This is a genomic window from Streptomyces sp. Je 1-369, assembly GCF_026810505.1.
Classification (GTDB): domain Bacteria; phylum Actinomycetota; class Actinomycetes; order Streptomycetales; family Streptomycetaceae; genus Streptomyces.
This window is the reverse complement of the sequence record NZ_CP101750.1, coordinates 1,462,146-1,484,653: the sequence shown is the minus strand read 5'-3', so window position 1 is coordinate 1,484,653 and position 22,508 is coordinate 1,462,146. Positions and strand designations below refer to the sequence as shown.

Annotated in this window: 14 protein-coding genes, 3 rRNA genes, 1 pseudogene and 1 riboswitch; of the genes and pseudogenes, 15 read left to right on the top strand and 3 right to left on the bottom strand. The window is 66.4% G+C overall.

Translation table 11 applies throughout. The features are described from left to right. The first annotated feature begins 131 nt into the window (after nt 1–131). The 13 genes and pseudogenes from NOO62_RS06785 (at nt 132) to NOO62_RS06725 (ending at nt 15,651) form a co-directional block, all read left to right on the top strand. A 16S ribosomal RNA gene (locus NOO62_RS06785) occupies nt 132–1,656 on the top strand. Nucleotides 1,657–1,964: 308 nt separating this feature from the next. Beyond that, a 23S ribosomal RNA gene (locus NOO62_RS06780) occupies nt 1,965–5,086 on the top strand. Nucleotides 5,087–5,173: 87 nt separating this feature from the next. Beyond that, nucleotides 5,174–5,290 (top strand): 5S ribosomal RNA (rrf, locus tag NOO62_RS06775). Together the 16S, 23S and 5S rRNA genes form the textbook arrangement of a ribosomal RNA operon. A gap of 175 nt (nt 5,291–5,465) precedes the next feature. Then, nucleotides 5,466–6,074, top strand: a complete 609-nt coding sequence (locus NOO62_RS06770) for a CDP-alcohol phosphatidyltransferase family protein (RefSeq protein ID WP_150182665.1) — start codon at nt 5,466–5,468, stop codon at nt 6,072–6,074. 117 nt (nt 6,075–6,191) lie between these two features. After that, complete coding sequence (locus NOO62_RS06765) at nt 6,192–8,687, top strand: mannose-1-phosphate guanyltransferase (RefSeq protein ID WP_268769999.1); 2,496 nt, start codon at nt 6,192–6,194, stop codon at nt 8,685–8,687. Nucleotides 8,688–8,775: 88 nt separating this feature from the next. Beyond that, entirely contained in the window at nt 8,776–9,675 is a 900-nt protein-coding gene (locus tag NOO62_RS06760) for a DUF881 domain-containing protein (protein WP_268769998.1), read from the top strand. Next, nucleotides 9,672–10,004 (top strand): small basic family protein, encoded by a 333-nt coding sequence (locus NOO62_RS06755; protein ID WP_030794354.1) that lies wholly within the window; start codon nt 9,672–9,674, stop codon nt 10,002–10,004. Before NOO62_RS06760 ends, NOO62_RS06755 begins: the two co-directional genes overlap by 4 nt. Nucleotides 10,005–10,009: 5 nt before the next feature. Next, nucleotides 10,010–10,885, top strand: a complete 876-nt coding sequence (locus NOO62_RS06750; protein WP_268775496.1) for a DUF881 domain-containing protein — start codon at nt 10,010–10,012, stop codon at nt 10,883–10,885. Between the two features lie 82 nt (nt 10,886–10,967). Beyond that, nucleotides 10,968–11,936 carry an FHA domain-containing protein gene (locus tag NOO62_RS06745; RefSeq protein ID WP_268775495.1) on the top strand — a complete coding sequence of 323 codons (969 nt, stop codon included), beginning with the start codon at nt 10,968–10,970 and terminating at the stop codon, nt 11,934–11,936. A gap of 46 nt (nt 11,937–11,982) precedes the next feature. Continuing rightward, nucleotides 11,983–12,726, top strand: coding sequence for a MerR family transcriptional regulator (locus NOO62_RS06740; RefSeq protein WP_268769997.1), 744 nt, complete (start codon nt 11,983–11,985; stop codon nt 12,724–12,726). A gap of 74 nt (nt 12,727–12,800) precedes the next feature. Further along, nucleotides 12,801–13,274, top strand: coding sequence for a bifunctional nuclease family protein (locus NOO62_RS06735; RefSeq protein ID WP_063795355.1), 474 nt, complete (start codon nt 12,801–12,803; stop codon nt 13,272–13,274). 170 nt (nt 13,275–13,444) lie between these two features. Further along, nucleotides 13,445–14,065, top strand: coding sequence for a MerR family transcriptional regulator (locus NOO62_RS06730; RefSeq protein ID WP_268769996.1), 621 nt, complete (start codon nt 13,445–13,447; stop codon nt 14,063–14,065). A gap of 37 nt (nt 14,066–14,102) precedes the next feature. Continuing rightward, nucleotides 14,103–15,651: pseudogene (locus NOO62_RS06725) on the top strand (DNA polymerase IV). Here NOO62_RS06725 and NOO62_RS06720 read toward each other — a convergent pair. After that, nucleotides 15,558–15,947: a PRC-barrel domain-containing protein gene (locus NOO62_RS06720; protein WP_268769994.1), complete on the bottom strand. Its 390-nt coding sequence runs from the start codon at nt 15,945–15,947 to the stop codon at nt 15,558–15,560. The pseudogene NOO62_RS06725 and the gene NOO62_RS06720 sit on opposite strands and share 94 nt — an antisense overlap. A gap of 144 nt (nt 15,948–16,091) precedes the next feature. After that, nucleotides 16,092–16,190, top strand: a riboswitch (glycine riboswitch). 187 nt (nt 16,191–16,377) lie between these two features. Between NOO62_RS06720 and gcvP the strand changes: the two genes are divergently transcribed. Next, entirely contained in the window at nt 16,378–19,266 is a 2,889-nt protein-coding gene (gene gcvP / locus NOO62_RS06715) for an aminomethyl-transferring glycine dehydrogenase (RefSeq protein WP_268769993.1), read from the top strand. Between the two features lie 132 nt (nt 19,267–19,398). Here gcvP and NOO62_RS06710 read toward each other — a convergent pair whose 3' ends face one another. Next, on the bottom strand, nt 19,399–19,605 hold the full coding sequence (locus NOO62_RS06710; RefSeq protein WP_321170557.1) for a DUF5999 family protein: 207 nt from the start codon (nt 19,603–19,605) through the stop codon (nt 19,399–19,401). A gap of 307 nt (nt 19,606–19,912) precedes the next feature. Then, entirely contained in the window at nt 19,913–20,497 is a 585-nt protein-coding gene (locus tag NOO62_RS06705) for a hypothetical protein (protein ID WP_268769991.1), read from the bottom strand. Nucleotides 20,498–20,980: 483 nt separating this feature from the next. Here NOO62_RS06705 and NOO62_RS06700 point away from each other — a divergent pair, with 483 nt between their 5' ends. Beyond that, nucleotides 20,981–22,501, top strand: a complete 1,521-nt coding sequence (locus tag NOO62_RS06700; RefSeq protein WP_268769990.1) for a glutamate--cysteine ligase — start codon at nt 20,981–20,983, stop codon at nt 22,499–22,501. Nucleotides 22,502–22,508: the final 7 nt, after the last annotated feature.

Here is a 22,508-nt window from a genome sequence, read left to right as displayed (position 1 = left end):
AACCCCGTCTCCGGCCAATCGGCTGGGACGAGGTTCCTTTGAAAAAACACAGCGAGGACGCTGTGAACGGCCGGGATTATTCCTCCCGACCGTTCCGCTCTCGTGCTGTGTCACCGGATTACCGGTACACATTCACGGAGAGTTTGATCCTGGCTCAGGACGAACGCTGGCGGCGTGCTTAACACATGCAAGTCGAACGATGAAGCCTTTCGGGGTGGATTAGTGGCGAACGGGTGAGTAACACGTGGGCAATCTGCCCTTCACTCTGGGACAAGCCCTGGAAACGGGGTCTAATACCGGATAACACCTACTCTCGCATGGGAGAGGGTTAAAAGCTCCGGCGGTGAAGGATGAGCCCGCGGCCTATCAGCTTGTTGGTGAGGTAGAAGCTCACCAAGGCGACGACGGGTAGCCGGCCTGAGAGGGCGACCGGCCACACTGGGACTGAGACACGGCCCAGACTCCTACGGGAGGCAGCAGTGGGGAATATTGCACAATGGGCGAAAGCCTGATGCAGCGACGCCGCGTGAGGGATGACGGCCTTCGGGTTGTAAACCTCTTTCAGCAGGGAAGAAGCGAAAGTGACGGTACCTGCAGAAGAAGCGCCGGCTAACTACGTGCCAGCAGCCGCGGTAATACGTAGGGCGCAAGCGTTGTCCGGAATTATTGGGCGTAAAGAGCTCGTAGGCGGCTTGTCACGTCGATTGTGAAAGCTCGGGGCTTAACCCCGAGTCTGCAGTCGATACGGGCTAGCTAGAGTGTGGTAGGGGAGATCGGAATTCCTGGTGTAGCGGTGAAATGCGCAGATATCAGGAGGAACACCGGTGGCGAAGGCGGATCTCTGGGCCATTACTGACGCTGAGGAGCGAAAGCGTGGGGAGCGAACAGGATTAGATACCCTGGTAGTCCACGCCGTAAACGGTGGGAACTAGGTGTTGGCGACATTCCACGTCGTCGGTGCCGCAGCTAACGCATTAAGTTCCCCGCCTGGGGAGTACGGCCGCAAGGCTAAAACTCAAAGGAATTGACGGGGGCCCGCACAAGCAGCGGAGCATGTGGCTTAATTCGACGCAACGCGAAGAACCTTACCAAGGCTTGACATATACCGGAAAGCATCAGAGATGGTGCCCCCCTTGTGGTCGGTATACAGGTGGTGCATGGCTGTCGTCAGCTCGTGTCGTGAGATGTTGGGTTAAGTCCCGCAACGAGCGCAACCCTTGTCCCGTGTTGCCAGCAGGCCCTTGTGGTGCTGGGGACTCACGGGAGACCGCCGGGGTCAACTCGGAGGAAGGTGGGGACGACGTCAAGTCATCATGCCCCTTATGTCTTGGGCTGCACACGTGCTACAATGGCAGGTACAATGAGCTGCGAAGCCGCGAGGCGGAGCGAATCTCAAAAAGCCTGTCTCAGTTCGGATTGGGGTCTGCAACTCGACCCCATGAAGTCGGAGTTGCTAGTAATCGCAGATCAGCATTGCTGCGGTGAATACGTTCCCGGGCCTTGTACACACCGCCCGTCACGTCACGAAAGTCGGTAACACCCGAAGCCGGTGGCCCAACCCCTTGTGGGAGGGAGCTGTCGAAGGTGGGACTGGCGATTGGGACGAAGTCGTAACAAGGTAGCCGTACCGGAAGGTGCGGCTGGATCACCTCCTTTCTAAGGAGCACTTCTTACCGAGTCCGCTCGGTCAGAGGCCAGTACATCAGCGACTGTCTGATGCTGGTTGCTCATGGGTGGAACGTTGACTATTCGGCCTGAATCTGGGCCGGAGGCTGCAAGTACTGCTCGTAAGAGTGTGGAAAGCACGATCTCCGGACAGGGACGGGTCGGGCACGCTGTTGGGTATCTGAGGGTACGGGTTTGTCCCGACCTCAATGCCGACCCCAGTGCACTCGGGCTACTGGTCCGGGGTGATGGGTGGTTGGTCGTTGTTTGAGAACTGCACAGTGGACGCGAGCATCTGTGGCCAAGTTTTTAAGGGCGCACGGTGGATGCCTTGGCACCAGGAACCGATGAAGGACGTGGGAGGCCACGATAGTCCCCGGGGAGTCGTCAACCAGGCTTTGATCCGGGGGTTTCCGAATGGGGAAACCCGGCAGTCGTCATGGGCTGTCACCCGCTGCTGAACACATAGGCAGTGTGGAGGGAACGCGGGGAAGTGAAACATCTCAGTACCCGCAGGAAGAGAAAACAACCGTGATTCCGGGAGTAGTGGCGAGCGAAACCGGATGAGGCCAAACCGTATGCGTGTGATACCCGGCAGGGGTTGCGCATACGGGGTTGTGGGATCTCTCTTTTACAGTCTGCCGGCTGTGAGACGAGTCAGAAACCGTTGATGTAGACGAAGGACATGCGAAAGGTCCGGCGTAGAGGGTAAGACCCCCGTAGTCGAAACATTAGCGGCTCGTTTGAGAGACACCCAAGTAGCACGGGGCCCGAGAAATCCCGTGTGAATCTGGCGGGACCACCCGTTAAGCCTAAATATTCCCTGGTGACCGATAGCGGATAGTACCGTGAGGGAATGGTGAAAAGTACCGCGGGAGCGGAGTGAAATAGTACCTGAAACCGTGTGCCTACAAGCCGTGGGAGCGTCGGATATGTGCTTGCACATATCTCGTGACTGCGTGCCTTTTGAAGAATGAGCCTGCGAGTTTGCGGTGTGTTGCGAGGTTAACCCGTGTGGGGAAGCCGTAGCGAAAGCGAGTCCGAATAGGGCGATTTAGTAGCGCGCTCAAGACCCGAAGCGGAGTGATCTAGCCATGGGCAGGTTGAAGCGGCTGTAAGAGGTCGTGGAGGACCGAACCCACCAGGGTTGAAAACCTGGGGGATGACCTGTGGTTAGGGGTGAAAGGCCAATCAAACTCCGTGATAGCTGGTTCTCCCCGAAATGCATTTAGGTGCAGCGTCGTGTGTTTCTTGCCGGAGGTAGAGCACTGGATAGGCGATGGGCCCTACCGGGTTACTGACCTTAGCCAAACTCCGAATGCCGGTAAGTGAGAGCACGGCAGTGAGACTGTGGGGGATAAGCTCCATGGTCGAGAGGGAAACAGCCCAGAGCATCGACTAAGGCCCCTAAGCGTACGCTAAGTGGGAAAGGATGTGGAGTCGCAGAGACAACCAGGAGGTTGGCTTAGAAGCAGCCACCCTTGAAAGAGTGCGTAATAGCTCACTGGTCTAGTGATTCCGCGCCGACAATGTAGCGGGGCTCAAGCGTACCGCCGAAGTCGTGTCATTCCAGCAATAAGCCCCAACGGGTGCTGGGATGGGTAGGGGAGCGTCGTGTGCCGGGTGAAGCCGCGCCGGAAGGCAGTGGTGGACGGTTCACGAGTGAGAATGCAGGCATGAGTAGCGATACATACGTGAGAAACGTGTGCGCCGATTGACTAAGGGTTCCTGGGTCAAGCTGATCTGCCCAGGGTAAGTCGGGACCTAAGGCGAGGCCGACAGGCGTAGTCGATGGATAACCGGTTGATATTCCGGTACCCGCTGTGAAGCGTCAAACATCGAGCCCATTAATGCTAAGGCCGTGAAGCCGTCCTGGAGCCTTCGGGCAAAGGGAAGTGGTGGAGCCGCCGACCCAAGGTGGTAGTAGGTGAGTGATGGGGTGACGCAGGAAGGTAGTCCAGCCCGGGCGGTGGTTGTCCCGGGGTAAGGGTGTAGCCCGTTATCCAGGTAAATCCGGATGACATGAGGGTGAGACCTGATGCCGAGCCGATTGTGGTGAAGTGGATGATCCTATGCTGTCGAGAAAAGCCTCTAGCGAGTTTCATGGCGGCCCGTACCCTAAACCGACTCAGGTGGTCAGGTAGAGAATACCGAGGCGTTCGGGTGAACTATGGTTAAGGAACTCGGCAAAATGCCCCCGTAACTTCGGGAGAAGGGGGGCCATCACTGGTGATCGGATTTACTCCGTGAGCTGGGGGTGGCCGCAGAGACCAGCGAGAAGCGACTGTTTACTAAAAACACAGGTCCGTGCGAAGCCGTAAGGCGATGTATACGGACTGACGCCTGCCCGGTGCTGGAACGTTAAGGGGACCGGTTAGTGCGCTTTCGGGCGTGCGAAGCTGAGAACTTAAGCGCCAGTAAACGGCGGTGGTAACTATAACCATCCTAAGGTAGCGAAATTCCTTGTCGGGTAAGTTCCGACCTGCACGAATGGCGTAACGACTTCTCGACTGTCTCAACCATAGGCCCGGTGAAATTGCACTACGAGTAAAGATGCTCGTTTCGCGCAGAAGGACGGAAAGACCCCGGGACCTTTACTACAGTTTGATATTGGTGTTCGGTTCGGCTTGTGTAGGATAGGTGGGAGACTTTGAAGCGGGCACGCCAGTGTTCGTGGAGTCAACGTTGAAATACCACTCTGGTCGTGCTGGATGTCTAACCTCGGTCCGTGATCCGGATCAGGGACAGTGTCTGATGGGTAGTTTAACTGGGGCGGTTGCCTCCCAAAGAGTAACGGAGGCGCCCAAAGGTTCCCTCAGCCTGGTTGGTAATCAGGTGTTGAGTGTAAGTGCACAAGGGAGCTTGACTGTGAGACCGACGGGTCGAGCAGGGACGAAAGTCGGGACTAGTGATCCGGCGGTGGCTTGTGGAAGCGCCGTCGCTCAACGGATAAAAGGTACCCCGGGGATAACAGGCTGATCTTCCCCAAGAGTCCATATCGACGGGATGGTTTGGCACCTCGATGTCGGCTCGTCGCATCCTGGGGCTGGAGTCGGTCCCAAGGGTTGGGCTGTTCGCCCATTAAAGCGGTACGCGAGCTGGGTTTAGAACGTCGTGAGACAGTTCGGTCCCTATCCTCTGTGCGCGTAGGAATATTGAGAAGGGCTGTCCCTAGTACGAGAGGACCGGGACGGACGAACCTCTGGTGTGCCAGTTGTCCTGCCAAGGGCATGGCTGGTTGGCTACGTTCGGAAAGGATAACCGCTGAAAGCATCTAAGCGGGAAGCCTGCTTCGAGATGAGTATTCCCACCCCCTTTGAGGGGTTAAGGCTCCCAGTAGACGACTGGGTTGATAGGCCAGATCTGGAAGCCCGGTAACGGGTGGAGGTGACTGGTACTAATAGGCCGAGGGCTTGTCCTCAGTTGCTCGCGTCCACTGTGTTGGTTCTGAAACCACGAACAACCCCATGCATGGTCACGCATGGTGCGGTTGACAGTTTCATAGTGTTTCGGTGGTCATAGCGTGAGGGAAACGCCCGGTTACATTCCGAACCCGGAAGCTAAGCCTCACAGCGCCGATGGTACTGCAGGGGGGACCCTGTGGGAGAGTAGGACGCCGCCGAACTTTTCTTATAGCCGTGGTCTCTGGATTTAATTCCAGGGACCACGGCTTTTTTGTTTTCCGGAGTCCTGTCACCTCAGTCCTCTGCACTCAGCGTCACCCCTCTGCACCCGCGAGGGGCCACTGAGGGTAGGGTCAGGAGGCATCATTGGCTCTTTTCCCCACAGGAGGCCCCCGGGTGGAGGTCCAGGAGACGCGTGTCCAGACGGACCGTGTCCTCACCATCCCGAACATCCTCAGCATGGCGCGCCTCGCCGGCGTTCCCCTCTTCCTGTGGTTGATCCTCAGGCCCGAGTTCGGAGGACCCAACAGCGACGGATGGGCGCTGCTGGTCCTGGCGCTGAGCGGAGTCAGTGACTACCTCGACGGCAAGCTCGCGCGTCGCTGGAACCAGATCAGCAACCTGGGCCGGCTCCTCGACCCCGCGGCCGACCGGCTCTATATCCTCTCCACCCTGGTCGGACTGACCTGGCGGGAGATTCTCCCGCTCTGGCTGACCGCGGCGTTGCTGCTGCGTGAGCTGGTCCTCCTGGTGATGGTCGGGATCCTCAGGCGGCACGGCTATCCGCCGCCGCAGGTGAACTTCCTAGGCAAGGCCGCCACCTTCAACCTGATGTACGCCTTTCCACTACTGCTCCTCAGTGATGGAAGCGGTCCGCTTGCCACACTCGCTGCTATTTTCGGATGGGCGTTCGCAGGTTGGGGTACAAGTCTGTACTGGTGGGCAGGGATCCTCTATGTGGTCCAGGTCCGCCGACTTGTCAAGGTGGACAAGCCAGCCGATTGAGCTCGCCGTTATGGCGGCCGTAGAGGCTCGAAGGCTCTCATCCGAGCATTGATGGTGCGCCCATCCCGGTGAGCTGTGTCGGCTGGTTCGTCGTCTAATAAGGAGGACGTTTCCGACATGAAGGCCGTCGTGATGGCCGGCGGTGAGGGCACCCGCCTTCGCCCCATGACCTCGAGCATGCCCAAGCCGCTCCTTCCCGTGGCCAACAGGCCGATCATGGAGCACGTGCTGCGTCTGCTGAAGAGGCATGGGCTCACCGAGACCGTAGTGACAGTGCAGTTCTTGGCGTCGCTCGTCAAGAACTACTTCGGCGACGGCGAAGAGCTGGGAATGGAGCTCACCTATGCCAACGAGGAAAAACCGCTCGGCACCGCGGGCAGCGTGAAGAACGCCGAGGAAGCGCTGAAGGACGACGCCTTCCTCGTGATCTCCGGTGACGCGCTCACCGATTTCGACCTCAGCGAGCTCATCTCCTTTCACAAGGAAAAGGGCGCGCTCGTCACCGTGTGTCTCACGCGCGTACCCAACCCGCTGGAATTCGGCATCACCATCGTCGACGAAGAGGGCAAGGTCGAGCGCTTCCTCGAGAAGCCGACCTGGGGACAGGTCTTCTCCGACACGGTGAACACGGGCATCTACGTGATGGAGCCCGAGGTATTCGACTACGTCGACCCCGACGTGCCGGTCGACTGGTCCGGGGACGTCTTCCCGCAGCTCATGAAGGAAGGCAAGCCGGTCTACGGCTATGTCGCCGAGGGCTACTGGGAGGACGTCGGCACGCACGAGAGCTACGTCAAGGCGCAAGCCGACGTGCTCGAGGGCAAGGTCGACGTCGAACTCGACGGCTTCGAGATCTCACCCGGTGTCTGGGTGGCCGAGGGGGCCGAAGTGCACCCCGACGCCGTGCTGCGCGGTCCGCTGTACGTCGGTGACTACGCGAAGATCGAAGCGGACGCCGAGATCCGCGAGCACACCGTCGTGGGCTCCAACGTCGTCGTGAAGAGCGGCGCGTTCCTGCACAAGGCCGTCGTGCACGACAACGTCTACATCGGGCCCCACAGCAACCTCCGGGGCTGTGTCGTCGGCAAGAACACCGACATCATGCGAGCCGCCAGAATCGAGGACGGCGCGGTCATCGGTGACGAATGCCTGGTCGGTGAGGAATCGATCGTTCAGGGCAACGTCAGGGTGTATCCGTTCAAGACGATCGAGGCCGGCGCGTTCGTCAACACGTCGGTCATCTGGGAGTCCCGCGGCCAGGCGCACCTGTTCGGCGCGCGCGGAGTCTCCGGAATCCTGAACGTGGAGATCACGCCCGAGCTCGCCGTGCGCCTCGCGGGGGCGTACGCGACGACCCTGAAGAAGGGCTCCACCGTCACCACCGCGCGTGACCACTCGCGTGGTGCGCGGGCGCTGAAGCGTGCGGTGATCTCGGCGCTGCAGGCCAGCGCCATCGACGTACGGGACCTGGAGAACGTGCCGCTACCGGTCGCGCGGCAGCAGACGGCGCGGGGCAGTGCCGGCGGGATCATGATCCGGACGACGCCCGGTGTGCCGGACTCCGTCGACATCATGTTCTTCGACGGGAACGGGGCCGACCTGTCACAGGGGAGCCAGCGCAAGCTCGACCGGGTCTACGCACGCCAGGAGTACCGGCGGGCCTTCCCTGGCGAGATCGGCGACCTGCACTTCCCCTCCAGCGTCTTCGACTCGTACACCGGATCGCTGCTGCGCAACGTGGACACCACGGGAGTCGCCGAGTCGGGGCTGAAGGTCGTCGTCGACGCGTCCAACGGAAGCTCGGGACTCGTACTGCCGAGCCTTCTCGGGAAGCTCGGGGTGGACGCGCTGACGATCAACCCGGGGCTCGACGAGTCGCGGCCCACCGAGACGGCCGACGCGCGCAGGTCCGGGCTCGTGCGGCTCGGGGAGATCGTGGCGTCCGCACGGGCCGCCTTCGGCGTGCGGTTCGACCCGGTCGGCGAGCGACTTTCGCTCGTGGACGAGAAGGGGCGGATCGTCGAGGACGACCGGGCCCTGCTGGTCATGCTCGACCTGGTGGCCGCCGAGCGGCGCAGCGGGCGGGTGGCGCTGCCGGTGACCACGACACGAATCGCCGAGCAGGTCGCCGCGTACCACGGCACGCAGGTGGACTGGACGACCACGTCGCCCGACGATCTGACGAGGGTGGGCCGGGGCGACTCGACCATCTTCGGCGGTGACGGGCGCGGCGGCTTCATCGTGCCCGAGTTCAGCGGTGTCTTCGACGGAACTGCCGCATTTGTGCGGCTCGTCGGGCTGGTCGCGCGGACACAGCTCACGCTGAGCCAGATCGACGCGCGGATCCCGCGGGCACACGTGCTGAAGCGTGATCTCGCGACGCCGTGGGCGGTCAAGGGACTCGTGATGCGGCGTGTGGTCGAGGCCGCGGGTGACCGGTCCGTGGACACCACCGACGGTGTGCGGGTCGTGGAGGCCGACGGGCGTTGGGTGCTTGTGCTGCCCGACCCGGCCGAGGCCGTCACGCACCTGTGGGCCGAGGGGCCCGACGACGCGTCCGCACAGGCGCTGCTCGACGAGTGGTCCACGGTGGTGGACGGCGCCGGTCGCTGACCTTCCCGGACGCCGGGCAGCAGCCGCAACAGGTGCTGCCCGGCGCGCCGGTGGGGCCATTCGGAGGTAACGCCCGCGACGTGCGACGATGTGCGGCATGCCGCAGCAGCCCCCCGTTCGGAGCACCCCCTCGCGCCCCCGGCGCCCGGACGCCTCCATGTCGCTGCTCACCACCGTCATGGACCACAGTCTGGACGAGGGATACGCGGAGGCGGCGGCCCGCAAGAAGGCCAGCGGGGACAGTGGTGTCCCGCGCCCGCTGCGGGCCAAACTCGGGCTCGCGGCCGGTCTGGTGCTGGCTGCGCTGGTGGTCACCGTGGGCGCCGCCCAGGCGCGCATAGAGGCACCTGTAGTGGCCAAGGAGCGCGAGGAGCTCATCGACCGCGTCGAAGAGGCGACGGCGGGTGCCGACGCGCTCGAGGACGACGTGGACGAACTCCGCGACGACGTGGGCGAGCGGCAGGAAGCCGCGCTGAAGAAGCACGGCGGCAGCCAGGGCGAGTTGGTGGGGCTCCTCTCCGGTGCCACGGAAGTGCACGGACCCGGCGTGAAGCTCGTCGTGGACGACAAGAAGCAAGCCGACCAGGGCGGTGGCGGCCCGCGCGAGAGCACCGGATTCTCCGACACGGGACGTGTACGTGACCGGGACATGCAACGTGTCGTCAACGGCCTGTGGCAGTCGGGCGCCGAAGCGATTTCCATCAACGACCAGCGTCTCACCGCGCTGTCGGCGATCAGGGCCGCGGGTGACGCGATACTGGTCGACAACCGGCCGCTGGTGCCGCCGTATACGGTGCTCGCGGTGGGTGACGGCAAACGCTTGAGCACCCGGTTCCAGAACAGCCGCGACGGTCAGTACCTGCATGCTCTGCGGGAGAACTTCGGCATCGACGCCAGCATCTCGGTGTCGGACGAACTCCGGCTGCCGGCAGCGCCGAGCGTGACCGTACGAACAGCAGAGCCGAAGGCAGGAAAGGGCACATCGTGATCGCCGTACTGGGCCTCGTCGTGGGAGTCGTGGCCGGATTGTTGGTTCGGCCCGAGGTTCCGGCGGTGGTCGAGCCGTACCTGCCGATCGCCGTGGTCGCGGCTCTCGACGCCGTGTTCGGAGGGTTGCGGGCCATGCTCGACGGCATCTTCGACGACAAGGTGTTCGTGGTCTCGTTCCTGTCGAACGTGGTGGTGGCGGCCCTCATCGTGTTCCTGGGCGACAAGCTGGGCGTGGGCGCACAGCTCTCCACCGGTGTGGTGGTCGTCCTCGGCATCCGGATCTTCTCCAACGCCGCGGCGATCCGTCGGCACATCTTCAGGGCGTGACGCCGATGAGTGCCGACGAGAGCCCCGGCTACAACCGGCGCAAGGAACTCCCCGAAGAGGTCCACACCGCGCCGGGCACGCCCGCGCCCGAGACGCCCGCGTCCGAACCGCAGGGGGCCACGCAGCGGGGCACTGCGACGCCCGCGGGGAAACCGCAGCTCACCGGCCGTCAGCGGCTGGCTCAGGGCCTGTGGCCGCCCCGTGTGACCCGGCCCCAACTCATCGTCGCCCTGCTGCTGTTCGTGCTCGGCCTCGGCCTGGCCATCCAGGTGCGGTCCAACAACGACAGCAGCGCGCTCCGTGGCGCACGGCAAGAAGATCTCGTACGCATCCTCGATGAACTGGATGACCGAACTGAGCGTCTGGAAGAGGAGAAGCGGCGCCTCGAAGAGCAGCGGACCGGGCTTGAGAACAGCTCGGACCAGGCAGAAGAGGCCCGCAAGCAGACGGTCGAGCGGGAGCGGCAACTCGGCATCCTGGCAGGCACGGTGGCGGCCCAGGGGCCCGGCATCCAGCTGACCATCGAGGACACGAAGGGGGCGATCGAGGCGGACATGCTGCTCGACGCCATTCAGGAGCTGCGCGCCGCCGGCGCGGAGGCGATCCAGATCAACGACGTGCGCGTCGTCGCCGACACGTATTTGTCGGACGCCGACGGCGGTGGCGTCCGGGTGGACGGCCACAAGGTCGGCGAGCCGTACCTCTTCAAGGTGATCGGCAAGCCGCAGGATCTGGAACCTGCGCTGAACATCCCGGGAGGTGTGGTGCAGACTCTGGAGAAGGAGCAGGCCACGGTCACCGTGGAACGCTCGGAGAAGATCGTCGTGGACGCCTTGCGACCTGCGAAGCGGCCTGACTACGCTCGGTCGTCCTCCCAGTGACGGGCGGACGCATGGGCGTCGTCGGGCGGGGGCATGAGGTTGCGGGGGGTCGGCGCACCGGAAGCACGGTGCGTGGTGGAAACTGTTTGGTGGTCACGGACGTTGTGAGGATGTCTGGCTCACCGACGAATGCCGGTGTGTGCAATCAGGGTTCGTCCTGCCCCACGGGCGGGTCTGTTTCGGTCAAGGGGAATCGCCCGTGAAGTTGTTTGCGAAGTTGTTCGGCAAGAGCGCACGTGAGGACAGCGGCAATCCGGCCACTGCCCGGCACCGTGCCCCGCGCCAAGGAGATGCCGAGGAGCAGGGCGCGGGTCGCCCGATGTTCCGCGATCAGGTCGCTGGTCCAGGTGGTGACAATTCGGGCGGACAGGGCGCGTCATCTGTTGACCCTGCCGGTCCCGGCCGCATAGGTTTCGGGGAACCTTCAACCTCAAGTACGGGTGGAGGGTTCGCCCCCGGCCCGTACGGATCGAATGCCCCCGCGGGGCAGCCACGGCAGGAGGACCCGTCCATGGCCCTGGTGTGTACGAGGTGCGGGAACCGCAACGCCGAGGCGAGCCGGTTCTGCTCCAACTGCGGTGCGCCGCTGCGGGCCGGAGCCACTCCGGAGCGTGCGTCCGAGACCACCTCGACGATCTCCATCTCGGGCCTGGAGGCCTACGACGCCGAGGCGACGGGCCAGAACCCGTCTCCCGCGCTCTCCCCGGAGGCGCAGGCGGCCGTCGACGCACTGCCGCTCGGCTCGGCGCTCCTCGTGGTGCGCCGCGGTCCGAACTCGGGCAGCCGCTTCCTGCTCGACGGCGAGCTGACCACGGCAGGCCGTCACCCGCAGAGCGACATCTTCCTCGACGACGTGACCGTGTCGCGCCGTCACGTGGAGTTCCGTCGGGTCCAGGACGGTTCCTTCACCGTCGCGGACGTGGGCAGCCTCAACGGCACGTACGTCAACCGGGAGCGGATCGACTCGGTCTCGCTCTCGAACGGCGACGAGGTGCAGATCGGCAAGTACCGACTGGTCTTCTACGCGAGCCAGCGGGCCGTCGGCCTCTGACCCTCCCCCAGGCGCCGTCTGGGGGCACGACCCCCAGGGAAGGCCCATGCTGCAAACACCGAGGGGCGGTGCCGGGAACGGCACCGCCGCCGCGGACCGCCGGCTGATGAGCATCGGTACCGTGCTGAACGAACTGCGTGACGAATTCCCCGAGGTCACGATCTCGAAGATTCGGTTCCTCGAGGCCGAGGGGCTCATCGAGCCGCAGCGCACGCCGTCCGGCTACCGGAAGTTCAGCCCGGAGGACGTCGAGCGGCTCGGGCACGTCCTGCGGATGCAGCGGGACCACTACCTGCCGCTCAAGGTCATCCGTGAGCACCTCGACGCGCTGGAGCGCGGTGAGAGGCCCCCGCTGCCGTCCCTGGGGCGCCAGCGAGAGGGCGGCGGCGGACAGGGCCAGGACGAGGCCGAGGGGCCCACGGCGGCCCGTGTGGGCCGTGACGAGCTGCTGGCCGCCGCCGAGATCGACGAAGGACAGCTCCACGAGTGGGAGGCGTACGGCCTGGTCGCGCCGTTGCCGGACGGCGGATACGACGCGGAGGCCGTCACGGTCGCCTCACTCGTGGTCGAACTCGGCCGGTTCGGCATCGAGCCGCGCCATCTGCGGGCCATGAAGGCCGCGGCGGAGCGCGAGGCCGCTCTCGTGGACGCGGTGGTCGCGCCGCTGCGACGGCACCGCAATCCGCAGACCAGGGTCCACGCGGAGGCGCGTACCAAAGAGCTGGCGGGCCTCACGGGAAGGCTGCACTCGGCACTCGTGCAGACTGCGCTCGGCGTCAGATTGCCCTGACTCGGCCGCGCCCGGCCGGTACTCGACGGGTGCCCGACTACCCAAACCTGCCAGCCACGTCCTAGGGTTGCTGTGTGAACGAGCTCGACGTCGTAGGTGTCCGGGTCGAAATGCCCTCCAACCAGCCGATCGTGCTCCTGCGTGAAGTGGGAGGCGACCGGTACCTCCCCATCTGGATCGGACCAGGTGAGGCGACCGCCATTGCCTTCGCGCAGCAGGGCATGGCACCCGCACGGCCGCTGACCCACGACCTTTTCAAGGACGTGCTGGAGGCGGTCGGCCAGGAGCTCTCCGAAGTGCGCATCACCGACCTGCGGGAAGGTGTCTTCTACGCGGAGCTGGTCTTCGCCAGCGGTGTCGAGGTGAGTGCGCGGCCTTCCGACGCCATAGCGCTGGCGCTGCGGACCGGAACGCCGATCTTCGGGAGCGACGGCGTGCTGGACGACGCCGGCATCGCCATCCCGGACGAGCAGGAGGACGAGGTCGAGAAGTTCCGCGAGTTCCTCGACCAGATCTCGCCCGAGGACTTCGGCACCAACAGCCAGTGAGCTGCGGCCGGACGTCCGTTTTCAGGCCATTCGGCTAGCTGTTCCCCGGTGAGAGGTACGGGAAACCACTCTCAGGGTGATTATCACTCGGCGTGCCGAGTGTGGCGATCGTTGACGAGCCCCTGGCGACTGCCTACCGTCGAGAAGGCAGGTCAAGGAGGGAGGTCGGCGTGAGAAGCAGCGGCGACGGTACGGCGATGGGCGGTCCGTACCCGTTCCACGGCGGTGCGGTCGATCACTCTCCGAACCGACCGATGGCGGTCCAGGGGAGCGGGGACGCCACGTCCGAGGACGCGGAGCAGAACGTCGGCTACCGCGGTCCCACCGCGTGCGCGGCGGCGGGCATCACCTACCGGCAGCTCGACTACTGGGCCCGTACCGGCCTGGTCGAGCCAAGTGTGCGGACCGCGGGCGGCTCCGGGACACAGCGGCTCTACAGCTTCCGTGACGTGGTCGTCCTCAAGATCGTGAAGCGGTTCCTCGACACGGGTGTGTCGCTCCAGAACATCCGCGCCACCGTCCAGCATCTGCGGGAGCGCGGCTTCTGTGACCTGGAACGGATGACGCTGATGAGCGACGGCGCGACGGTGTACGAGTGCACGACGTCCAGCGAGGTCCACGACCTGCTCCAGGGCGGGCAGGGCGTCTTCGGGATCGCCGTGGGCGTCGTCTGGCGCGACGTCGAGGCCGCACTGTCCCAGCTGCACGGCGAGCGCGTCGACACCGGGGAGACGCTGATCGGGCACAACCCCGCCGATGAGCTGGCCCGAAGGCGCAACAAGGCCGTCTGAGGCCGCGTTGTCAGTGGCGTAGGGCAGCATCAGTGGTGTGAGAAGCGCGCCGACGATCCTGCATCTGGACATGGATGCCTTCTACGCGTCCGCAGAGCAGGCCGCGAAGCCCAGTCTGCGTGGAAAAGCCGTGGTGGTGGGCGGTCTCGGGCCGCGGGGCGTGGTGGCCACCGCCTCGTACGAGGCGCGGCGGTTCGGTGTGCATTCGGCGATGCCCATGGGACAGGCGCGCAGGCTGGCGCCCAACGCCGCCTATCTCGTGCCGCGCTTCGGGCTGTACCGCGAGATCAGCGAGCAGGTCATGGGGCTGCTGCGGGAGCTGTCACCGCTGGTGGAGCCGCTCAGCCTGGACGAGGCCTTCGTGGACCTGGAGGCGGGCGGCGTCGCCGACTCCGCGGAGTCCGCAAGGGCCGTGGGGGAGCGGCTGCGGGCGGACATCAGGGCGGTGACGGGGCTCTCCGGGTCGGTGGGGCTCGCCGCGTCCAAGATGCTGGCGAAGATCGCCTCCGAGGAGGCCAAGCCGGACGGGCTGACGCTCATAGCGCCGGGGACGGAGCGGGCGCTCCTCGGGCCGATGCCGGTGCGGACGCTGCCCGGGGTGGGGCCCGCCACGGGGGACCATCTGCGGCGGGCCGGGATCCTCACGGTCGCGGAGATCGCGGAGGCCGGTGAGGACGAGCTCGTACGGCTCCTGGGCAAGGCGCACGGGGGCTCGCTGTACGCGATGGCGCTGGCGCGGGACGAGCGGCCCGTCGTGGCGGAGCGCGAGTCGAAGTCGGTCAGTGTCGAGGACACGTACGACGTGGACATCCATGACCGGGTGCGGGTCAGGGCCGAGGTCGCGCGGCTGGCCGAGCGGTGTGTGCAGCGGCTGCGGGCGGCGGGGCACTCGGGGCGGACCATCGTGCTGAAGGTGCGGCGGTTCGACTTCTCGACGCTGACGCGGTCCGAGACGCTGCGCGGGCCCACGGACGACCCCGGGGTGGTCCAGGAGGCCGCGGCGCGGCTTCTGGAGGCCGTGGACACCACGGGCGGCGTCCGGCTCCTGGGAGTGGGCGTCACGGGTCTCGCGGACTACACGCAGGAGGATCTCTTCGCGCAGGCACAGGCGGAGGCGCAGGCTCAGACCGCCGGCGCGGAGACGGTGTCCCTGATCAAGGGGGAGGGGGCGGCAGGACCGGGGACGGCTGTGGGGCCGGTGGGGCCTGAGCCGGAGCGGGTCGAGGAGCCGGTGGAGCCGGTGGAGAGACGGTGGGTGGCCGGGCACGACGTACGGCATGCCGGGTACGGGCACGGGTGGGTGCAGGGGAGCGGCCTGGGCCGGGTGACGGTGCGTTTCGAGACGCCGCTGTCGGCGCCGGGGCGGGTGCGGACGTTCCGTACGGACGACCCGGAGCTGACGCCCGCGGAGCCGTTGCCGCTGGTCGCCGCGCCCGCACCAGCTGCGCCCGCACCAGCCGCGCCCGCGCCGCCCGCCTCCGGATGAGGTCGGTCAGGGGCTTTCCGTGCCGGCGACGTGGCCGAAGTTCTGGTCCGGGGGCGGCAGGGAGGACGGGGGCTGCGGGGGTGTCGTGTCCAGGCCGTAGTGGTGGTAGAGCTGGAGTTCCTGCTCGGGGGAGAGGTGGCGCCCCACTCCGAAGTCCGGGGCGTCCTTGATCAGGTCCCGGTCGAAGGGGATGCGCAGGGTGCCGTCCTCGACGAGTTCGCTGGGTTCCAGCGGGACGAAGGCGTCCCGGCTGAAGAGACCGGTGCGTATGGCCGCCCATTCCGGGGCGCCGGTGGCATCGTCGAGGTAGACCTCGTCGACCGTGCCGATCTTCGCCCCGTGCCGGTCGAACGCCTTGCGGCCGATCAGGTTGCGCGGATCGATATCGGTCTGCACGGGCCCTCCAGCTGGTCGCGGCTTGTCGAAAACGGGCGTAACTCATCCTTAATCATTCGTAGTCACTACGAAAGAGCACTTCGGGGCAGGCGGCCACTCGAGGGATCGGCCATGGTCCTCGCTGGTAGGCTGGCGCCTGGCCGCTGACCCCGTGCGGGAGAGCTCTCCGGATCACACGTCCGGGGGCGCCGAAGGAGCAAATCCTCCCCGGAATCTCTCAGGCACCCGTACCGCACGGACGAGGTCACTCTGGAAAGCAGGGCGGGCGTCGGGCGGGCACGTTCGGAACCCTTCCTCACCGACGGTGAAAGCAGATCTGTCGCGAGACGGACCTGTGAAGCTCTCAGGTTGACATGACAGAGGGGGAGGCCGTCCGGGTACCCGCGCCGTGGTACCCCTCGCAGGTCGTGCTGACCAGGAGGCCTCCGCAATGACTGCCACCAATCGCATCCCGCTCTCCGAGCTCGAGCAGGGCATCCCCTTCGAGCAGCGGCACATAGGGCCCGATGCGGAAGCGCGGGCCAAAATGCTCGCCCAGGTCGGGTACGGCTCGCTCGACGAGCTGACGGCCGCAGCGGTGCCGGATGTGATCAAGAACGCCGAGGCGCTGAACCTGCCCGGCGCGCGCACCGAGGCCGAGGTGCTGGCCGAGCTGCGCTCCCTCGCCGACCGCAACCAGGTCCTCGACTCCATGATCGGACTCGGGTACTACGGAACCTTCACCCCGCCGGTCATCCTGCGGAACGTGATGGAGAACCCTGCCTGGTACACGGCCTACACGCCGTACCAGCCCGAGATCTCGCAGGGCCGTCTCGAGGCGCTCCTCAACTTCCAGACGATGGTCGCCGAGCTGACCGGACTGCCCACCTCCGGTGCGTCGCTCCTCGACGAGGGCACCGCCGCCGCCGAGGCCATGGCGCTGTCGCGGCGCATGGGCAAGGTCAAGAACGGCGTCTTCGTCGTCGACGCCGACGCGCTGCCGCAGACCATCGCCGTGATCCGGACCCGCGCCGAGCCGACCGGTGTCGAGATCGTCGTAGCCGATCTGAGCGCGGGCATTCCGGCCGAGGTCGCCGAGCGCGGTGTCGTGGGCGTGCTCGTGCAGTACCCGGGCGCCTCCGGTGTCGTACGGGACATCAAGCCGCTCATCGACGAGGCCCACGAGCTCGGCGCGGTCGTCACCGTCGCCGCCGACCTGCTCGCGCTGACCCTGCTCACCTCGCCCGGCGAGCTCGGCGCCGACATCGCCGTCGGTACGACGCAGCGCTTCGGCGTGCCGATGGGCTTCGGCGGCCCGCACGCCGGTTACATGGCGGTCCGCGAGAAGTTCGCGCGCAGCCTCCCGGGGCGGCTCGTCGGTGTCTCCGTCGACGCCGACGGCAACAAGGCCTACCGCCTCGCCCTGCAGACCCGCGAGCAGCACATCCGCCGCGAGAAGGCCACCAGCAACATCTGTACCGCTCAGGTGCTGCTCGCCGTCATGGCCGGAATGTACGCCGTGTACCACGGGCCGGAGGGCCTGAAGTCCATCGCGCGCCGCACCCACCGGTACGCGACGCTCCTCGCGGCCGGGCTCACCGCCGGTGGCGTCGAGGTCGTCCACGGCGCGTACTTCGACACGCTGTCCGTGCGCGCCGAGGGGAGGGCCGAGAAGCTCGTCTCCGCCGCCCGCGAAGCCGGCGTGAACATCCACAAGGTCGACGCCGACCACGTCTCCCTCTCCTGCGACGAGACCACGACGCGCGCCCAACTGGCCGCCGTCTGGGGCGCTTTCGGGGTCGACGCCGACATCGAGGCGCTGGACGCCGCCACCGCGGACACGCTGCCCGAAGGCCTGCTGCGCGGTGACGACTACCTGACGCACCCCGTCTTCCACCAGTACCGCTCCGAGACCGCGATGCTGCGCTACCTGCGCAAGCTGGCCGACCGCGACTACGCGCTGGACCGCGGCATGATCCCGCTGGGCTCCTGCACCATGAAGCTCAACGCGACCACCGAGATGGAGCCGGTCACCTGGCCCGAATTCGGCCAGCTGCACCCCTTCGCCCCCGCCCAGCAGGCCCAGGGCTACCTCACGCTCATCCGCGAGCTGGAGGAACGTCTCGCCGAGGTCACCGGGTACGACAAGGTCTCGCTGCAGCCCAACGCCGGGTCGCAGGGCGAGCTCGCCGGACTGCTCGCGGTCCGCGGCTACCACCGCGCCAACGGCGACGAGCAGCGCACCGTCTGCCTCATCCCGTCCTCCGCGCACGGCACCAACGCCGCGAGCGCCGTCATGGCGGGCATGAAGGTCGTCGTCGTGAAGACCGCCGACGACGGCGAGATCGACGTCGAGGACCTGCGCGCCAAGATCGAGAAGCACCGCGACGAGCTGTCCGTGCTGATGATCACCTACCCCTCCACGCACGGCGTCTTCGAGGAGCACGTCGCCGACATCTGCGCGTCGGTGCACGAGGCCGGCGGCCAGGTGTACGTCGACGGAGCCAACCTCAACGCCCTGGTGGGCCTCGCCAAGCCGGGCCACTTCGGCGGTGACGTCTCGCACCTCAACCTGCACAAGACGTTCTGCATCCCGCACGGCGGCGGCGGCCCCGGCGTCGGCCCGGTCGGCGTCCGCGAGCACCTCGCGCCGTACCTGCCCAACCACCCGCTGCAGCCCGCCGCGGGCCCCGAGACCGGGGTCGGTCCGATCTCCGCGGCGCCCTGGGGCTCCGCGGGAATCCTCCCGATCTCCTGGTCGTACGTGCGCCTCATGGGCGGCGAGGGCCTCACGCGCGCCACCCAGGTCGCGGTGCTCTCCGCCAACTACATCGCCAAGCGCCTCGAGCCGCACTACCCGGTGCTCTACACCGGTCCGGCGGGCCTCGTCGCGCACGAGTGCATCGTGGACCTGCGGCCGCTCAGCAAGGCGACGGGCGTCAGCGTCGACGACATCGCCAAGCGCCTCATCGACTACGGCTTCCACGCGCCGACCATGTCGTTCCCCGTCGCGGGCACCCTGATGATCGAGCCGACGGAGAGCGAGGACCTGAACGAGATCGACCGGTTCTGCGAGGCGATGATCGCCATCCGCAGGGAGATCGAGAAGGTCGGCTCGGGCGAGTGGGCCGCCGACGACAACCCGCTGCGGAACGCCCCGCACACCGCCGCCGCGCTCAGCGGTGAGTGGGAGCACGGCTACAGCCGCGAGGAGGCCGTCTTCCCGGCCGGGGTCGTCGCGGCGGACAAGTACTGGCCGCCGGTGCGCCGCATCGACCAGGCGTACGGCGACCGGAACCTGGTCTGCTCCTGCCCGCCGCTGGATGCGTACGAGGACTGATGCGCGCGCCCGCACGGAGCGGGCATGCGTCGGGGCCGGTTCGGAGACTTCTCTCCGGGCCGGCCCCTCGTTCTTCCGTGATGCTCAGGTGCTGTGCGGCAGTGCGGTGCGCTCGTGCGGATGTGCCGTCGGTCAGGCGGCCGTCATGATCTGATCGGTGCCCAGCGGTCGGTGCGGGGCGATGATCTGGCCGTCAGGCAGCAGCTCACCGGTGTCCTCGAAGAGCAGGACGCCGTTGCACAGCAGGCTCCAGCCCTGCTCCGGGTGGCTTGCCGTGAGGAGCGCGGCTTCCCGGTCGGCGGAGTCGGCTGTCGGGCACGGTGGTTGGTGCTGGCACATGGAAGGGTTCTTTCGCTGCGATGTGATGGCTGTGACGTCGGTCCTGTGGCTCGATGCGGTATTCATAACCGCCCCCCGTTGTAGTCGGTCCGATCCCAGTGTTGCCCTACGGGCGTCAATCCGCAGGGATTTTGCCGCAGCGGCTCCTACTGCTTAATGACGTATCACCCACCCGGATGGTTCAGCCCAACTTGCCTGTCTCTTCGGGTGGTTCGGGGTGGCCTGACCGGGCTAGTCCACTTGGGTGGGCAGCGCTGTGCCCCGCGGCCGGTGGGCGGCGGGGCACGGGAGGCGTGGAGTGGTGCTGTCAGGCGGGTGAGCTCAACAGCGGTGCCGGTGTCAGACGGTGGTTGAGCATCGGCAGGAGTTCGGCGACGCGGTGCGGGCGGTGGGCCGCGATGCCGGGCGGGGCGGGCGCGAGCGGCACGAGCAGATCGGTGGCGGCCAGCGTGCCTTCGGCGCCGTCGTCCGTGCAGTCGCGGTGGAGCCAGAGCGTGAGCATATAGAGCTCGGGTACGGAGAGCAGCCGCGGCTGGCACGGCATCGGCATGGCCTCCGCATGGCGCAGGGCGCGCTCCGTCGAGGTGATGTAGGGCCCCTCGAAGAAGTGGGAGAAGGCCCAGCCGTCCGGGGTGAGGATCGTGTCGGCCGCGGCGACGGACCGCTCGGCGCAGCGGATCAGGAAGCGCCAGCCGGCCAGCCGTGTGGGCGATGTGGCCTGAGGGGTGATGTGGTCCAACACATGGACAGGTAGCGGGAGTTCGGGGCTCGCCGGTCCCTGTGCGGTACGCAGGGACGGCGTGCGGGCCTCAGTCACGGCGGTGGGGGAACCGAGTGCGGCAAGGACGCAGCGCAGGGCGGGCGCGGGAGCCGGGGGGACATGCAGCGGCATGGTGGGTCGCCTCTCTCGTTCGACAGGCACAGTGGAGCGGGGGCAGGTGCGTGACGGCGCTGTCAGCTCTGGGTCAGAGGGGCGGGGGCTGGGGCCGCGAGCGCCAACTCTCTGCCTAGTTTGCTGAGTTTATACGAGCCGTGTTCGAGCGGTGTTTCATCTAGACGCACCGTATATTGCGGGCAAGGACTTAACGAGCCTTCGTTGTGCGGGCCTTTACCCCGATTTAGTACGGGCCCTGGCGTCATGACCTCGTATTCCCTGTTCCGTGCGGTCGGCCGATTTTTGCCGGTGCTTTTGACCAGGCGCTTCCGAACGGAATCTTCGCCGTGCCGCATGCCCGGTGAATGTGCCGGACACGCGTCGCGTCGAGCGTACTGGTCGGCGGCCCCGCGCGGGGCGTTATCGATCACATTGCCTGGGCATCATCCCCCGTACACAGCGGCCGGAGCCTCGGCTGCCCGTTCGAGGAGGGACGCTTCGATGGGGGAGAAGGTCGTGGCGGGCACGTTCGACCTGGCCGACAGGCACCACTACCGAGGCAAGCTCCGAGAGTGTCTCGCGGGGCTGGAGCGGATGCTGGCGGAGGAGCGATTCGACCGGCCCAAGAATCTGATGGGCATGGAGATCGAGCTGAATCTGGCCGGGCCCGACGGACTGCCGAGAATGTTGAATGCGCAGGTACTCGAGCGCATCGCGAGCCGGGATTTCCAGACGGAACTCGGAATGTTCAATCTCGAAGTCAACATCGCCCCGCACCGGCTCGGCGGACGCGTTCTCGACCGGCTCGCGGAGGAACTGCGCACGGGCCTCAACTATGCACACAGGAAAGCGAACGAGCTCGCCGCCGGCATTGTCATGATCGGAATTCTGCCGACCCTGAACCGCGCCGACCTGGTCTCCGCGAACCTCTCCGACGTCGACCGGTACGCCCTGCTGAACGACCGGATCGTGGCGGCACGCGGCGAACCCTTCGCGCTGGACATCCAGGGCGTGGAGCGGCTGACCTGCACCTCGACGTCGATAGCGCCCGAAGCGGCCTGCACCTCCGTCCAGTTGCACCTCCAGGTGACGCCCGGCCGGTTCGCCGACGTGTGGAACGCGGCGCAGGCCATCGCCGCAGCGCAGATCGTCGTCGGCGCCAACGCGCCCTTCCTGTTCGGCCGTGAACTGTGGCGCGAGTCGCGCCCGCCGCTGTTCCTCCAGTCCACCGACACACGGCCGCCCGAACTGCAGGCCCAGGGAGTGCGGCCGCGCACCTGGTTCGGGGAGCGCTGGATCACCAGGCCACTCGAGCTCTTCGAGGAGAACCTGCGGTACTTCCCCGCGCTGCTGCCCCTGATGGAGGAGGAGGACCCGCTGGGCGTCCTGAACGCGGGCGGTGTGCCGCGCCTCGGCGAACTCGTCCTGCACAACGGCACCGTGTACCGCTGGAACCGCCCCGTGTACGGCATCGCCGACGGCGTCCCGCACCTGCGCGTGGAGAACCGCGTCCTGCCCGCGGGCCCCACCATCACCGACGTCATCGCCAACGCCGCCTTCTACTACGGGCTCGTGCGGGCGCTCGCCGAGGAGGCGCGGCCCGTGTGGTCCCGGCTCCCCTTCGAGACCGCCGCCCGCAACTTCGACGTCGCGTGCCGCCACGGCATCGACACCACCTTGCAGTGGCCGCGGCGCGGCAGGCTCGGCGGCATTACCGAGGTGGCGGCCGTCCACCTCGTACGCGACGAACTGCTGCCGCTCGCCGCGGCGGGCCTCGACGCGTGGGGTGTGGAGCCCGCCGACCGCGACCTGTACCTCGGGGTGATCGATGAGCGGTGCCGGCGGCGGGTCAACGGCGCGTCCTGGCAGGCGACGACGTACCACCGGGCCCGGGACGGCGGGATGTCCAGGCAGGAGGCGCTGGCCGCGACCACCAAGCGGTACAGCGAACTGATGCACACGGGGGAGCCGGTGCACACGTGGCCGGTGGGGCTGCGGGAACCGGCGATACCGCTGGGCTGAACGCGGG

Excerpts from the sequence above, each read along its gene's own strand:
- NOO62_RS06765 (WP_268769999.1), top strand. The coding sequence starts at position 6,192 with ATGAAGGCCGTCGTGATGGCCGGCGGTGAGGGCACCCGCCTTCGCCCC.
- NOO62_RS06760 (WP_268769998.1), top strand. The coding sequence starts at position 8,776 with ATGTGCGGCATGCCGCAGCAGCCCCCCGTTCGGAGCACCCCCTCGCGC.
- NOO62_RS06750 (WP_268775496.1), top strand. The coding sequence starts at position 10,010 with ATGAGTGCCGACGAGAGCCCCGGCTACAACCGGCGCAAGGAACTCCCC.
- NOO62_RS06740 (WP_268769997.1), top strand. The coding sequence starts at position 11,983 with ATGCTGCAAACACCGAGGGGCGGTGCCGGGAACGGCACCGCCGCCGCG.
- gcvP (WP_268769993.1), top strand. The coding sequence starts at position 16,378 with ATGACTGCCACCAATCGCATCCCGCTCTCCGAGCTCGAGCAGGGCATC.
- NOO62_RS06710 (WP_321170557.1), bottom strand. The coding sequence starts at position 19,605 with ATGTGCCAGCACCAACCACCGTGCCCGACAGCCGACTCCGCCGACCGG.
- NOO62_RS06705 (WP_268769991.1), bottom strand. The coding sequence starts at position 20,497 with ATGCCGCTGCATGTCCCCCCGGCTCCCGCGCCCGCCCTGCGCTGCGTC.
- NOO62_RS06700 (WP_268769990.1), top strand. The coding sequence starts at position 20,981 with ATGGGGGAGAAGGTCGTGGCGGGCACGTTCGACCTGGCCGACAGGCAC.